Source organism: Kribbella sp. NPDC048928 (assembly GCF_043197975.1).
Taxonomy (GTDB): Bacteria; Actinomycetota; Actinomycetes; order Propionibacteriales; family Kribbellaceae; genus Kribbella.
Window position 1 is genome coordinate 502639 of the sequence record NZ_JBICUC010000001.1, and the last position, 13105, is coordinate 515743.

Annotated in this window: 16 protein-coding genes; 4 read left to right on the forward strand and 12 right to left on the reverse strand. The window is 68.6% G+C overall.

Annotated elements, in window-relative coordinates:
* Positions 1-12: 12 nt before the first annotated feature.
* Positions 13-1026, reverse strand: coding sequence for a hypothetical protein (locus ACGFI6_RS02325; RefSeq protein WP_393114681.1), 1014 nt, complete (start codon positions 1024-1026; stop codon positions 13-15).
* Positions 1027-1127: 101 nt separating this feature from the next.
* Between ACGFI6_RS02325 and ACGFI6_RS02330 the strand changes: the two genes are divergently transcribed.
* A complete protein-coding gene (locus ACGFI6_RS02330; protein ID WP_393114683.1) occupies positions 1128-1859 on the forward strand; it encodes a mechanosensitive ion channel family protein in 732 nt (243 codons plus the stop codon).
* Positions 1860-2380: 521 nt separating this feature from the next.
* Here ACGFI6_RS02330 and ACGFI6_RS02335 read toward each other — a convergent pair.
* Genes ACGFI6_RS02335 through ACGFI6_RS02350 form a run of 4 tightly spaced genes read right to left on the reverse strand, consistent with a single transcriptional unit; the run spans position 2381 to position 4114 of the window.
* Positions 2381-2809: an OsmC family protein gene (locus ACGFI6_RS02335; protein ID WP_209698828.1), complete on the reverse strand. Its 429-nt coding sequence runs from the start codon at positions 2807-2809 to the stop codon at positions 2381-2383.
* A gap of 28 nt (positions 2810-2837) precedes the next feature.
* The gene (locus ACGFI6_RS02340) at positions 2838-3257 is read right to left on the reverse strand and encodes a globin (RefSeq protein ID WP_393114685.1); all 420 of its coding nucleotides are present in this window, start codon (positions 3255-3257) and stop codon (positions 2838-2840) included.
* 15 nt (positions 3258-3272) lie between these two features.
* Positions 3273-3692: an acyl-CoA thioesterase gene (locus ACGFI6_RS02345; protein ID WP_393114687.1), complete on the reverse strand. Its 420-nt coding sequence runs from the start codon at positions 3690-3692 to the stop codon at positions 3273-3275.
* The gene (locus ACGFI6_RS02350) at positions 3689-4114 is read right to left on the reverse strand and encodes an acyl-CoA thioesterase (RefSeq protein WP_393114688.1); all 426 of its coding nucleotides are present in this window, start codon (positions 4112-4114) and stop codon (positions 3689-3691) included. The genes ACGFI6_RS02345 and ACGFI6_RS02350 overlap by 4 nt, the downstream gene beginning before the upstream one ends.
* An 89-nt stretch (positions 4115-4203) precedes the next feature.
* Here ACGFI6_RS02350 and ACGFI6_RS02355 point away from each other — a divergent pair, with 89 nt between their 5' ends.
* Together ACGFI6_RS02355 and ACGFI6_RS02360 are read left to right on the forward strand one after the other, a co-directional pair.
* Complete coding sequence (locus tag ACGFI6_RS02355; protein ID WP_393114690.1) at positions 4204-4959, forward strand: SDR family oxidoreductase; 756 nt, start codon at positions 4204-4206, stop codon at positions 4957-4959.
* 11 nt (positions 4960-4970) lie between these two features.
* A complete protein-coding gene (locus ACGFI6_RS02360; RefSeq protein WP_393114692.1) occupies positions 4971-5426 on the forward strand; it encodes a MaoC family dehydratase in 456 nt (151 codons plus the stop codon).
* Here the strand turns inward: ACGFI6_RS02360 and ACGFI6_RS02365 are convergent.
* From ACGFI6_RS02365 to ACGFI6_RS02390, 6 genes are all read right to left on the reverse strand, one after another.
* Positions 5423-6307, reverse strand: a complete 885-nt coding sequence (locus ACGFI6_RS02365) for a GNAT family N-acetyltransferase (protein ID WP_393114694.1) — start codon at positions 6305-6307, stop codon at positions 5423-5425. The genes ACGFI6_RS02360 and ACGFI6_RS02365 overlap by 4 nt on opposite strands.
* 79 nt (positions 6308-6386) lie before the next feature.
* Entirely contained in the window at positions 6387-7202 is an 816-nt protein-coding gene (locus tag ACGFI6_RS02370; protein WP_393114696.1) for a retropepsin-like aspartic protease, read from the reverse strand.
* A gap of 3 nt (positions 7203-7205) precedes the next feature.
* Positions 7206-8114, reverse strand: a complete 909-nt coding sequence (locus ACGFI6_RS02375; protein ID WP_393114698.1) for a GNAT family N-acetyltransferase — start codon at positions 8112-8114, stop codon at positions 7206-7208.
* A gap of 217 nt (positions 8115-8331) precedes the next feature.
* Entirely contained in the window at positions 8332-9303 is a 972-nt protein-coding gene (locus tag ACGFI6_RS02380) for a helix-turn-helix transcriptional regulator (RefSeq protein ID WP_393114700.1), read from the reverse strand.
* A 49-nt stretch (positions 9304-9352) separates the two neighbouring features.
* The gene (locus ACGFI6_RS02385) at positions 9353-10105 is read right to left on the reverse strand and encodes an SDR family oxidoreductase (protein WP_393114702.1); all 753 of its coding nucleotides are present in this window, start codon (positions 10103-10105) and stop codon (positions 9353-9355) included.
* The gene (locus tag ACGFI6_RS02390; RefSeq protein ID WP_393114703.1) at positions 10105-11325 is read right to left on the reverse strand and encodes an acetyl-CoA C-acetyltransferase; all 1221 of its coding nucleotides are present in this window, start codon (positions 11323-11325) and stop codon (positions 10105-10107) included. The genes ACGFI6_RS02385 and ACGFI6_RS02390 overlap by 1 nt, the downstream gene beginning before the upstream one ends.
* A gap of 91 nt (positions 11326-11416) precedes the next feature.
* On the opposite strand from ACGFI6_RS02390, the gene ACGFI6_RS02395 reads away from it, so the two are divergent.
* On the forward strand, positions 11417-11929 hold the full coding sequence (locus ACGFI6_RS02395) for a hypothetical protein (protein WP_393114705.1): 513 nt from the start codon (positions 11417-11419) through the stop codon (positions 11927-11929).
* A gap of 9 nt (positions 11930-11938) precedes the next feature.
* Here the strand turns inward: ACGFI6_RS02395 and ACGFI6_RS02400 are convergent, their stop codons facing one another.
* Positions 11939-13084 carry an acyl-CoA dehydrogenase family protein gene (locus ACGFI6_RS02400; protein WP_393114708.1) on the reverse strand — a complete coding sequence of 382 codons (1146 nt, stop codon included), beginning with the start codon at positions 13082-13084 and terminating at the stop codon, positions 11939-11941.
* Between the last annotated feature and the right edge of the window lie 21 nt (positions 13085-13105).

Here is a 13105-nt window from a genome sequence, read left to right on the forward strand (position 1 = left end):
GCGCGCGTTGCGTTACTCGTTCGAGCGGCGGCGGCTGAGCATCAGCACCGCCAGGAGCAGCACCCCGCTGGCCACCACGAGGCCGATCGCCACGCCGGCCAGGTTGTCGGTCAGCTGGTACAGCGAGATCGGCCAGATCACCAGCAGAATCGCGCAGCCCACCACCGCGTACGCCGAACGCCGCGTCCGCCCGTACGCGACGAGCAGCGCGGCCGGTCCTGCCGTACCGACTGCGAGCGCCATGATCTCGCCGCGTTCCTGCACCAGCCAGCAGATCGACGAACTGAACATCGCCGCCCCGGCCAGCGACCACGACGTCACCTGATCACGCACCAGGCCGAGCATCGCGAACACGAACGCGACGATGATGAAACCGGTCCCGGCGATGCCCGCGCTGTTCGCGGCCGAGCCGGTGTCCGGAGTGAGGACGTCGGCCGTGATCACCAACACACCGACGGCCAGGATCCCAAAAGTTGCCACCAGCAACGATGATTCCTTCAGCCACCACAATGCCCCGGCCGCCAGCGCGAGCGCGACAACCACTCCCGCGACCCGTCCGGCCTCCCCCTCGACCGCCACGAAGGTCGCAAACCCGGCCACGCAGCAGCCCAGCGAGGCGAGCGCCGCGCTCAGCTGGCGACGACGCCCGAGCAGGGCCAGGACGGCAGCGACACCGAGCAGCAGGATCGCTGCCGTGCTCCCGGTGCTGACCCGCGCCGCGCGGTTCATCTCGCCCCAGTTCGCCAAGGTGAGGAGCGCGACCGCGCCGAGCAGCAGGGCGCCGCCGATGTACCCGAGCACCTCGACCAAGGCGCTCGCATGCACCACCTCGGTCGCCGGCTTCTTGGGCTTGGCCGGCTCCGGCGACGGGGCAGCCAGCTGGGCGGACGGGTGTGGCCGGCCCGGGTCCGCGAGCGCCGCGTCGAGCTCAGCGTCGGCGGCGTCCCGAATCGAGTCGGCCTGGTACTGGCGCAGCACACCAGCGCTCACGAGCCTGGAAAGCTCGTCGTCCAGCCGGCTTGACATGCTTTTCCGTCTCCTTGTCAGCCCTACTACCATCAGGCGGCGAGATGCCTATTCTGACCAGCTACCTTGTGTCCCCAGTCAGTCACCCCCTGTTTTCGCCGTTGTTCAGCCTTCCCGACACGCTTCCGACCTTCTTCCGGACGGGCAACGACGGCAAGCTCGAGGTGACCGATCAGATCGTCGTGGTCCCGGCCCGGATCCTCGGCCTGATCATCGGTTTCTTCGTGCTCCGCTGGCTGCTCCACAAGCTCATCCGCCGGTTCGCCCGGCGGACCGGCCAGGGCGCGGTGGCCGGCGTCCTGGCGAAGTCGAAGCTCGGCCAGGGGTTCGTGGAGAGCACGCTCGCCACCGAACGCCGGGCCCAGCGCGCCGAGACGATCGCCTCGCTGCTCACCAGCACGGTCACGATCGTGCTGACCGCCGTCCTGGTGGTGATGGTGCTCGCCGAGCTCGGCTTCAACATCCTGCCGGTGATCGCGTCCGCGAGCATCATCGGCGTCGCGCTCGGGTTCGGCGCCCAGACGCTGGTGAAGGACTTCCTGGCCGGCATCTTCATGATCTTCGAGGACCAGTACGGGGTCGGCGACCTGATCGACATGGAGAAGGCGACCGGCGTGGTGACGAACGTCGGCCTGCGGATCACCACGCTGCGCGGCGAGGACGGCACCACCTGGTACGTCCGCAACGGCGAGGTGCTCCGGGTCGGCAACCTGACCACCCGGGACCCCAACAGCACCGCCTCCTCCGGCGTCGGCTCCGGCATGGAGAAACAGGACGAGTCCAGGACCGACGAAAGCGCGACACCGGGAACTCGCGACGAAACCCAGGAGTAAGGCACGCCGGCACGGCCCCAGCGAACGCGCGGCACGAGCAGCCGGCACGAGCAGCCGGCGGGCGGGCGGCGCAGATTGTGGCTGGTGCTCGACGCACGCGAGCCGGTGCAGCTGATCGCAAGTGCGTACAGCCTGACAGGACATGTAGGTGTCCATCCCGCGTCCACACGGTTGGCGGAGCACCGGGTCGCCCGCGGTGTGGCGTACACGTCCTGTCGACCGTGTACAACTCCCCTGCCGAGTTTCTCCCCGGGGCAACACACGCCAGCTGACCGCAGCGGTGCCTGATTTGCTGGGCAGGCCAGGCGTATGTGGGGTTCCGGACCCATATCACCGGTGTGGAACCCCACATTTGCCTGGCAGACCCGGCAATTTCCCTGGCTCACCCAGCAAATTGCGTCGCTCACCGACCAGGTTCGGCGAGTCGGCGCGGGGAGGACGGCGCCGCGCACGCCGGGCACGCGGTGGGCTAGGAGCTTCAGCCCAGGCGGTGAGCCGAAGCGGTCCGCTCGGGTGGTGCCTCAGGCGGTGAAGGTGACGTCCAGGGTGATCGGGACGGCGGACAGGGCCTGGGAGACCGGGCAGTTCTTCTTCGCGCCCTCGGCGAACTCGGCGAACTCGTCGGCGGTCAGGCCGGGCACGTTGCCGTTCACGGACAGCTTGATGCCGGTGATGCCCTCACCGGGCTGGAAGGTGACGTCGGCCTGGGTGTCGATCGACGCCGGCGGCTTGCCCGCGCCGGCCAGCGCGTGCGACAGCGCCATCGAGAAGCAGGTCGAGTGCGCGGCGGCGATCAGCTCTTCCGGGCTGGTCTTGCCGTTCGCGTCGTTCGCGCGGGAGGCCCAGGTGACGTCGTAGGTGCCGACACCGGAGGACTCGAGGGCGACCTGACCGGCGCCCTCCATCAGCGAGCCTTCCCAGTGGGCCTTGGCCGTACGAGTGGTAGCCATGCTCGTGTTGTCTCCTTCGAAGAGGGGTTCAGCGGCCGGACACGTCGATCGTGCCGGGGTGGTTCTGTTCGTCGGTGTTCACCATGCTGTGCGCGGCCATCACCATGTAGGTCCAGATCTGCTCGTCCTGCTCCGGCGTCAGGGCGAGCTCGTCCAGCGCGGCCCGCATGTGGCCGAGCCAGCGGTCCCGGGCGCTCGGGGTGACGGCGAACGGGGCGTGCCGCATCCGCAGCCGGGGGTGCCCGCGCTGCTCGGAGTACGTCTTGGGACCGCCCCAGTACTGCTCCAGGAACATCCGGAATCGCACCTCGGCCGGGCCGAGATCCTCCTCCGGGTACATCGCTCGCAGTTCCGGGTCGGCGGCAACACCGCGATAGAACGCGGCCACCAACCGGTGGAAGGTGTCCGCCCCACCGACGGCGTCGTAGAAGCTCTGCTGCTCAGTCATCTCGGATCAAGTCTCTCAAGCGCTCACAACGTGCTGTAGGAGGGCTGCCCGTTCGACGTCGCCGAGGGGTCGTTTCGCGTGCGTCGTACCGTCGACGGCGACCAGGACCGACTCAGCCCTGGCGTAGACGTCGTCGGACGCACCGCTACGGTCCACGATCCGCGATCCGAGCGTGTACGAGGACGTACCGACGGCGTCGATCCACACGTCCACGTCGTACGGCGGGTGGCGGAGCAGGATCGGGCGCAGATAGTCCACCGTCTGGCTGACCAGGACACACGGGTACTCCGCGAAGAAGTCGCCGGTCGTATCCATCACCTGCGCGAGAAACGCGATCCGCGCCTCCTGCAGGTAGTCGAAGTACCGCACGTTGTTGACGTGGTCGTACGAGTCGATGTCCGACCACCGGACAAGAACAGGATGGGTAAATATCATGCGCCCACCAGCTTGGACAGGGCGTTGCGTTCGACGGGGGTGATTCGGCGCAGTCGGTTGGCGGCGAAGTCGAACGGCACCAGCTTGGTCCTCGCCTCCACGTACGTACGGCGTTCCGGCTCCGCGTCCAGGATCTCGTAGTCGACCGTGAACGACGCGGCCCGGATCTCACTGATCCACAGCTCGATCCGCACCGGCTCGGGCCGGAACAGTAGCGGCGCCCGGTACTGCACCTCGTGCCGCGCGACGAGTAGGCCGGTCTCCAGGTTGTCGGCGCCGAGGTCCTTCGCGGTCCGGAACAGGAAGTCGACGCGCGCGTCCTGCAGATAGTCGACGTAGCGCCCGTTGTTCACATGCCCGAGCGCATCCATGTCTCCCCAGCGCAACGGGCAGTGATAGACGTGCCGGTTGTGATGATCCACACCACGATCATGTCATCCGGGTGCTTCCGGCGTGACAGACCGTGGGTAATGTCATCTTCGGCAGACCAGTACGTCGATCGGAGTGATGGATGAGTACGCAGCGGGTGGCGATCGTGACCGGGGCGGCCCGGGGAATCGGCGCGGCCGTCGCGCAGCGGCTCGCCCAGGACGGCAACGCGGTCGCCGTCATCGACCTCGACGAGGGCGCGTGCGACGCGACCGTGAAGGCGATCACCGACGCCGGCGGCACGGCGATCGCGGTCGGCGCCGACGTCAGCAAGTCCGACCAGGTCGCGGCCGCGGTCGAGCGGGTGACCGCCGAGCTGGGCGCCCCGACGATCCTGGTGAACAACGCCGGCGTCCTGCGCGACAACCTGCTGTTCAAGATGTCCGAGGAGGACTGGGACACGGTCATGTCGGTGCACCTCAAGGGCAGCTTCCTGATGTCGAAGGCCTGCCAGGCGCACATGGTCGAGGCCAAGTACGGCCGGATCGTCTTCCTCTCGTCGACCTCGGCGCTGGGCAACCGCGGCCAGGCCAACTACGCGTCCGCGAAGGCCGGTCTGCAGGGCCTGGCGAAGACGCTCGCCATCGAGCTGGGCAAGTTCGGCGTCACCGCGAACGCGATCGCCCCGGGCTTCATCGAGACCGACATGACCGCCGCCACCGCGGCCCGGGTCGGTGTCGACTTCGAGGAGTTCAAGAAGGCCACGGCCGCGAGCATCCCGGTGCAGCGGACCGGCAAGCCGGCCGACATCGCCGCGGCCGCGTCGTTCTTCTGCAGCGAGGAGGCCGGCTTCGTCTCCGGCCAGGTCCTGTACGTCGCCGGCGGACCCCGCAACTGAGAGGGAGCAGCATGCCGCAGACCTACAACGGAGTCGACGAGGTGGTGCACGCGGTCGGCACCCGGCTCGGCGAGTCCGAGTGGCTGGAGATCACCCAGGAGCAGGTGAACCAGTTCGCGGACGCCACCGGTGACCACCAGTGGATCCACGTCGACGTCGAGCGGGCTGCCAAGGGACCGTACGGCGGAACGATCGCGCACGGCTATCTGACGCTGAGCCTGATCGCGCGCTTCGGTGACGAGCTGTTCAAGGTCGACGGCGTGACCGCCAAGCTCAACTACGGCGTGAACAAGGTCCGCTTCCCCGCGCCGGTGCCGGTCGGCACCCGCGTCCGGGCCGGCGCCTCGATCGCGAACGCGGTCGAGACTCCGGCAGGCGTTCAGGTCTCCCTCAACTGGGTGATCGAGCTCGAGGACTCCACCAAACCCGCCTGCGTCGCGGAAACCGTCGTACTGCTAGTCCCCTAAAGGGGGCAGATCAGCACCGCGTGGGTGGCGATGCGGTGGTAGCCGAGCCAGTCGTTGACGGCGAGCATCGGCGCGTTGCCGTCGTAGTTGGCGGTGTAGGCGCCTCGTACGCCGGCACCGGCCGCGCGGTGCAGCGCTGCCGACTTCACCAGCTTCGCGAGGCCGCGGCCGCGGTACTCCGGCATCGTCGACGTCATCTTCGACCAGATCAGCGTGTGGTCGCCGAGGCTCATCGTGAAGGCGACGATCTGACCGCGGTACAGCGCCGCCATGCCCAGGTCGAGCACCGTGTCGACGGACTCCCAGACTCCCGCGACCCACTCGTCGTACGGCCGCGCGGAGATCTTCGCGTCGCCGGGCTTGGTGCGCTGCGCGACCACGTCCGCGGCGTACAACGCCTCCGGCCCGACCTCGGTCAGCGGAACGAGGTCGACACCGGTCGGCGCCTCCGGCTGCTCCGGCACCTTCCGCGGATCGATGCCCGCGTAGTGCACCTGCCGCGTCTGCCGGTACCCGAACCGGGCCGCCCAGTCGATCGACTCCGGGTCCGCGAACACCCGCGCCGTCGTCGCGCCCCCGGCCTTCAGGCTCGCGTGCGTTGCCTCCAGCAACTGTGTTCCGATCCCCCGCTGCCGGTGGTCCGGCGCGACCAGCACCCGTAGCTCTCCGTCGAGCGGGTCCGAGCCACCGATCAGGCCGTTGGTTGCCCAGCCCACCAGTTCACCGTCGTCCACGGCCACGAACGTCCCGCGTCCCGGTGTGGCCGGCCGCCCGAGTCTCTGGACCAGCCAGCCCCGGGTGACCACCAGATAAGGCACCAGCGCTGTGTGCAGCGCTACCGCCTGATCGACATCCCCCGGCTCAGCGGCCCTGATCTCCATCCGAAACTCCTTGGGCACTCCAACAACGAAGTCCCCCGGAATCTAACGCCCTTTCAGGTGCATACCGGAAGTGAACCCATTACAGCTCTGTCTCAGAGCCTCCGAGGACGAGCCGGGCGCCCGTGACGTCGAACGTCATCCGGTGCCGCTCCAGGTAGCCCGCACCGACCAGTCCGTCGTGGATGATCTCCTGGAACTGCACCCGCGGAGCCTTCTGCGCGGTCTCCGGAGCCGCCGCGAGGTGCACGCTCCCGGCGATGGTCACCCAGTGCCGCGTCCACTCGTACCCGGTCTCGTCGGTCCCGGTTCGTGTCGTCACGTCCGGCGCCGCCAGGTCGACGTCGCAGTCCGCCACGAATCGCGTGTCCAGGATCAGGCTGTCCGAGCCGGTGTCGACCTCGACGGTGATCTCCCGCCCGCTCGGCAGTACGAGCTGCGCGAACGGGTCGACCGACGCCGATTCCCGCCGTACGTCGAGCGGCACCACCGCCCCGTCCGGCTGATAGCGGTCGCGCGGCTGCACGGTGAGCGTCGCTGCGCGCGGATCCGTCGTGACCACGTGCTCCTCGAAGAATGCCGGCCCGAGGATGCCCGCGAAGCCCGCCGGATCGTTCGCATCACCGAGGTCGGCGATGCCCGCGAGGTGCCCCTCGACCACATGGTCGCCGAACGCCATCCGGGGCACGCGGACGAGCGGCACCTCCAACTCCTGCCCGGACATCCGCCGTCCGACGAAGGTCTGGCCGGTCGTTGCCAGGTCGAGGCGATCGGCGAGTGCCGACGAGAGCACCGTGATCCCGATCCCGGTGTCGACGAGGAAGCGGCACTCGACGTCACCGACGGTCAACGGCACCCGCACCAGGTGCTGCACCCGGTCGAAGGCGACGGTCGTCATGCCTCAGTTGTCCACCGTCCGCAGCAGACACAGTTCCGTCTGCACGCGCCGGTAGCCGAGCCAGTTGTTGATGGCAAGCATCGGACTGTTCTCGTCGTCGTTGGACGTGTACGCCGACGTGATCCCCGCCGCCTTCGCCCGCCGCAGCGCGACCGACTTCACCAGCTTCGACAGCCCCTTCCCCCGGTACGCCGGAATCGTGCCGGTGAAGCCAGACCACATCCGGTCGCCGTCGGTCTCGACCGACGTGAACGCCACCATCTCGTCGCCGGCCATCGCCCCCACACTCAGCGCCTTGTCCAGGGACGGGCTGTTCCAGATCTCCTCGAGCCATTGGTCGTAGGGGACCGCGTCCATCGGGGTGTCGCTCGGCTCGTCCAGCCCGGCGGCCGTATCGGCCTCGAAGTGCACCCGCGGGTCCACGCTGTCGTACGCGACCAACTCGATCCCGTCCGGCGTCGGCGGCTGCGCGGGCAGCGACGTCAGCTCGAGGCCGGAGAAGTGCAGCTGCCGCGTCCCGTCGTACCCGAGGTTGCGAGCGAACTCGAGCCCGTCGGGATGGACGAACGTCTTGGCCCGGACCGCGCCGACCTCGGTGAGGTGCTGGTGCAGGCGCGCGGCGAGCTCGCTGCCGATGCCCTGCTTGCGATGGTCCGGATGGACGTAGATGGTCAGGTGGCTCTGCCCCGGCTCGCTGGTCCACAGGTTCAGCCCGGCCGCTCCCCACGCGACGATTGCGCCGTCGCGCTCGGCGACCAGAGGCAGGAACCGTTCCTCCGGCGTCTGCACGGTGATCATGTGCCGCGTCGCCGCCGGCGACATCGCCTTGTACGGGTACACCGCCCGCCGGACCGCCGACACCGCCTCGGCGTCGTCCCCGACCGCCTGCCGAACTACCGCCCGAGTGCTCATGTTCCCGGACCCTAACCAGCAGGCCCCGGCCACGCCACGCATTAAGAGACGCGATCGCGTACGTCCTGTGATTCGGATGTGCGGCGAACTCGTATTAGAGTGACGCGGAGCTGTCGGACTGAATGCCCCGACCGCCGGAAGTGCCATCGTGGTTGCACGCGACGGGGTCACCGGCGGCGGGGCGTCCGCCTTTCCAGGGCCCGTTCAGGCTGAGTTGTCAGCCATAGGTCGCCACCGCCGCGCGCGCCAGCTCGAGCATGCGGCTCCGTACGTCCGCGGGCTCCAGCACCTCGACGTCACCCGCGAGTCCGAGCAGCACCCCGTACGCCGCTTCCCTGATCCGGAAATGCATCCGCAGGTGCCGCCACTCGTCGTCGCTCGGTACGTCCCGCGGTACCTCGCCCTTCGCCAGCATCGGTGTCGCGATCCGCCGTACGACGTCCACCCGCTCCGGCCGGACCCGGACCAGTACGTCGACGCCCACCGGCATCTGCCGCTCGAGGCCCGAGCGCAGTCGCTCCCACTCGGCCCGTACGTCCAGACCGTCCGGCCGCTCCGCCAGCTCGTCGAGGATGTCGACCTGCTCGACCCGCGACACCCGGTACATCCGTGCGGCGCCACGGTGCGCCGCCACGAGGTACCAGCGACCTGCCTGCTCCACCAGGCCCCACGGGTCGACAGTCCGCCGCTGCACGCCCTCACTGGCCGACGCGTACCTCAGCCGCACCCTGCGGCGCGTTACGACCGCTTGGCGCAGTACGGGCAACGCACCGGTGTCCTCAGCCTCCGCGAACCACCGCCGTCGGTCGACGACGATCGCGCCGGACAGGGCGTCCGCCTCCCCCTGCAGCTCCACGGGGAGCGTTGCGGACAGCTTGCCCATCGCAGAGTGCAATGCGTCCTGCAGCCCGAGCTCGTCCGACAGCGCAGCCCGCCCCGACCATGCGAACAGCGCCTGCGCCTCCCGCGGCGTCAAGGCGCTGACGTCGGCGCGGTACCCAGGCAACAGCAGACAGCCACCGTTGCGCCCACGCTCGGAGTACACCGGTACGCCTGCCGCGGACAGCGCCTCCATGTCGCGCATGACCGTCCGCGTCGACACCTCCAACCGCCCGGCCAGCTCCCGCGCGCTCAACCGCTCATGCCGCTGCAGCAGCAGGATGATCTGCAACAACCGGTCCGCTCGCATGTTCCCAAACGATATGGGACAGAAGATGTCGCATATACCTCGCTCGGCCCTACGCGATGCCTCCGTTGAGGGTTACGCCGCCGTCGATCGTGATGGTCTGGCCGGTGATCCAGGACGCCTCGTCGGACAGCAGGAACCACACCAGCGACGCAACGTCCTCCGGCCGGCCCAAACGACGCAGTGGGTACGTCGCCGCCACCTTCTCCTCGCGTCCTTCGTAGAGAGCTCCGGCGAACTTGGTCTTGACCACCGCCGGAGCCACGGCGTTCACCCGGATCTCCGGAGCCAGCTCGAACGCCAGCTCCTGCGTGACCCGCGACAGCATCGCCTTGGTCGCGCCGTACCACCCGATGCCGGGCGACGGCGCAAGACCGGCCACCGAGGACAGGTTCACCACGGCGCCACCGTGCTCACGCATCCACGCGTCCCGGCAGGCCTTCACCCAGGCGATCGCGGCGAGCACGTTGGTGTCGACCATCTTGCCCGCGACCGCAGGTTCGACGTCCAGGAGCTTCCCGTAGATCGGGTTGATGCCGGTGTTGTTCACGAGCAGGTCCACGGAGCCGTACGTCGCGACCGCGGCAGCCACCACCGCGCCCCGGTGCGACGCATCGGCTGCGTTCCCGGCGATGCCCAGCGCGTGCTTCCGGCCGCCCAGCGTCTCGACCGCCTGGTCGAGGGTCTCCTGGGTCCGACCGGTCACGACGACCTGCGCGCCGTCCGCGACCAGGCGCTGTGCGATCGCCAGCCCGATCCCGCGGGACGCTCCGGTGATGATCGCCGTCCGGCCGTCGAGCCCCATCAGTTGAGACGCTCGAGGACGATCGCCATGCCCTGGCCACCGCCGACGCACATCGTCTCGAGGCCGAACTGCTTGTCCTCGAACTGCAGCCCGTTCACGAGCGTGGTCATGATCCGCGCACCGGTCGACCCGAACGGGTGGCCGAGCGCGATCGCGCCGCCGTGCACGTTCAGCTTGTCCTCGTCGATGCCGAGCTCCCGCGCCGACCCGATCACCTGCACCGCGAACGCCTCGTTGATCTCGACCAGATCGATGTCGCCGATGCTCATCCCGGCCCGCGCCAGTGCCTGCTTCGACGCCTCGACCGGACCGAGGCCCATGATCTCCGGCGACAAACCGCTGACACCCGTCGACACGATCCGCGCCAGCGGCGTGAGGCCGAGCTCATGCGCCTTGGTGTCGCTCATGATCACGACCGCCGCGGCGCCGTCGTTCAGCGGGCAGCAGTTGCCGGCCGTCACAGTGCCGTCCGCGCGGAACACCGGCTTCAACTGACTGACCTTGTCCAGTGTCGTCCCGGCCCGCGGGCCGTCGTCCTTGCTGACCACGGTCCCGTCCGGCAGCGTCACCGGCGTGATCTCGCGCTCGAAGAACCCGTTGCCGATCGCCTTCTCGGCCAGGTTCTGCGAGCGGACACCGAAGACGTCCTGGTCGGCGCGGCTGATCCCGCGCAGCGTCGCGACGTTCTCCGCGGTCTGCCCCATCGAGATGTAGATGTCCGGGAGCTGCCCGTCCTGCCGCGGGTCGTGCCAGGTGTCGTTGGTCTCGGCGTACTTCTCGGTCCGCGCCACCGCGTCGGTGAAGGCTTCGTTGAACGAGCTCGGGTCGCCGACCCCGGCGGAGCCGAAGTTCTTGTACCGCGACACGCACTCGACGCCCGCACTGACGAAGATGTCGCCCTCGCCGGACTTGATCGCGTGGTACGCCATCCGCGCGGTCTGCGTCGAGGACGCGCAGAACCGGTTCACGGTGGTGGCCGGCGTGTTGTCCCAGCCCAGCTGCACAGCGACCCGGCGGGCCATGTTGCCGCCGTGCTCGTCGTGCGGCTCCGCACACCCGAGCATCAGGTCCTCGATCTGATCGCCGGTCAGACCGATCTTCTCGGTCGCCGCCTTGATCATCTGCACGGCCAGGTCGTCCGGCCGGATCGTGGTCAGCGAACCCTTGTTCGCACGGCCGATCGGCGAACGAGCCGTGGACACGATGACTGCTTCAGGCATCTCGATTTCCCTTCTCGCGGCCGGTACTCAGCCCTGTCCGCTTGATGTCACGAGCCGCCGGAGCGCCGCCGGCCTTGGTGGGATTGCTCCCATGATCTCTCGACTCCCGGTGGTCCTCGCGCTTGCCCTGCTGACCGGTTGCGCCGCTCAGAGCGCCGAGCCCAGCGAGTCGCCGTCCACGTCCACCACGACTGCCCGTCCGATCGCCTCCCCAGCATCCCCGACGATCACACCGGAACCGACCACTACCGCCGATCCCGACAGTCTGAGGGAGGCCGACAAGGCCACTCTCCAAGCCCTCCTGGGCCCGGCGCTCTCCGTCACCTGCTCGATGACGCGAACGAACCGGCTGCAGTGCGGCAAGGTCTTCGCCACGACGGTGCCGCTGGTCGACCTCGCACTGTCGGCGCTGCAGAGCATGCCGAAGACCAAGCCATACAAGGACATGGCCGGCGCCGGAGCACTGTTCAAGAAGAGCTACGGCACCATGGTCGGTCTGGGCTGCTTCAAACCCGCGGCGCCGAAGAACTTCGACCTCTGCGTCAGCCTGTCGCAAGTTGCCTCGCTCACCTACCTGAACTTCACCACACCGCTCGTGCTCTGACCGCATCCGCTACAGGCCCAGATCGCGGCCGATGAGTTCCTTCATGATCTCGTTCGAGCCGGCCCAGATCTTCGTCACCCGGGCGTCGCGCCAGGCGCGCGCGACCCGGTACTCGTTCATGTAGCCGTACCCGCCGTGCAGCTGGACGCACGCGTCCAGGATCTCGTTCTGCACGTGCGCGCTCCACCACTTCGTCTTCGCCGCATCGACCGCGGACAGCCGGTCCTCGTCGTGCGCGACGATCGCGTTGTCGACGTACGCCTGCGTGACCTCGGCCTTCGTGACCAGCTCCGCGACCAGGAACTTGTTGTACTGGAACGAGCCGACCGGCTGGCCGAACGCCTTGCGCTGCTTGATGTAGTCGATCGTCTCGTCGAGGATCTGGGTGGCGTGCGCGATGTTCGACACCGCGGCGCCGATCCGCTCCTGCGCGAGCCGCTCCATCATGTGGATGAAGCCGCGGTCGAGCTCGCCGAGCACGTTGTCGTCGGCAACGAACAGGTCGGAGAAGAACAGCTCCGACGTACCGGACTCGGTCTGGCCGACCTTGTCGAGCTTGCGGCCGCGGGCGAACCCGTCCATGCCCTCCTCGACCACGAACAGCGTGATGCCCTTCGCGCCCTTCGACGGGTCGGTCCGGGCGGCGACGATGACCAGGTCGGCCATGTCGCCGTTGGTGATGAAGGTCTTCGACCCGTTCAGCACCCAGCCGCCCTCGGCCTTCTTGGCGGTCGTCTTCAGCGCGGCCAGGTCCGAACCGCCGGACGGCTCGGTCATCCCGATCGCCGCGACGGACTCACCCGAGCAGAACTTGGGCAGCCAGCGCTGCTTCTGCTCCTCGGTGCCGAGGTCCACGAAGTACGGCGCGGCACAGTCGTAGTGGATGCCGAAGCAGCTCGACAGCGAGGCGGAGACCTTCGACACCTCCTCCGCGAACACCGCGTTGAACCGGTAGTCGCCGACGCTCGAGCCGCCGTATTCCTCGGGCACGTCCAGCCCGAGGAAGCCTTGCTTGCCGGCCTCCAGCCAGGCGGCCCGGTCGATCGTCTTCTCGTCGAGGAACTGCTCCATCCGCGGCACCAGCGAGCGGTCGCAGTACTCCTTGGCACTGGCGCGGAAGGCGTGGTGATCCTCGTTGAAGATGACGCGTTCCATGGGGCCTCCCCAAGGCATGAG

Bases quoted from the DNA above. Each gene is read 5' to 3' on its own strand.
- ACGFI6_RS02370 (WP_393114696.1), bottom strand. From the start codon at position 7,202: ATGACGACCGTCGCCTTCGACCGGGTGCAGCACCTGGTGCGGGTGCCG.
- ACGFI6_RS02345 (WP_393114687.1), bottom strand. From the start codon at position 3,692: ATGATATTTACCCATCCTGTTCTTGTCCGGTGGTCGGACATCGACTCG.
- ACGFI6_RS02355 (WP_393114690.1), top strand. From the start codon at position 4,204: ATGAGTACGCAGCGGGTGGCGATCGTGACCGGGGCGGCCCGGGGAATC.
- ACGFI6_RS02380 (WP_393114700.1), bottom strand. From the start codon at position 9,303: ATGCGAGCGGACCGGTTGTTGCAGATCATCCTGCTGCTGCAGCGGCAT.
- ACGFI6_RS02325 (WP_393114681.1), bottom strand. From the start codon at position 1,026: ATGTCAAGCCGGCTGGACGACGAGCTTTCCAGGCTCGTGAGCGCTGGT.
- ACGFI6_RS02340 (WP_393114685.1), bottom strand. From the start codon at position 3,257: ATGACTGAGCAGCAGAGCTTCTACGACGCCGTCGGTGGGGCGGACACC.
- ACGFI6_RS02365 (WP_393114694.1), bottom strand. From the start codon at position 6,307: ATGGAGATCAGGGCCGCTGAGCCGGGGGATGTCGATCAGGCGGTAGCG.
- ACGFI6_RS02385 (WP_393114702.1), bottom strand. From the start codon at position 10,105: ATGGGGCTCGACGGCCGGACGGCGATCATCACCGGAGCGTCCCGCGGG.
- ACGFI6_RS02390 (WP_393114703.1), bottom strand. From the start codon at position 11,325: ATGCCTGAAGCAGTCATCGTGTCCACGGCTCGTTCGCCGATCGGCCGT.
- ACGFI6_RS02395 (WP_393114705.1), top strand. From the start codon at position 11,417: ATGATCTCTCGACTCCCGGTGGTCCTCGCGCTTGCCCTGCTGACCGGT.
- ACGFI6_RS02360 (WP_393114692.1), top strand. From the start codon at position 4,971: ATGCCGCAGACCTACAACGGAGTCGACGAGGTGGTGCACGCGGTCGGC.
- ACGFI6_RS02335 (WP_209698828.1), bottom strand. From the start codon at position 2,809: ATGGCTACCACTCGTACGGCCAAGGCCCACTGGGAAGGCTCGCTGATG.
- ACGFI6_RS02375 (WP_393114698.1), bottom strand. From the start codon at position 8,114: ATGAGCACTCGGGCGGTAGTTCGGCAGGCGGTCGGGGACGACGCCGAG.
- ACGFI6_RS02400 (WP_393114708.1), bottom strand. From the start codon at position 13,084: ATGGAACGCGTCATCTTCAACGAGGATCACCACGCCTTCCGCGCCAGT.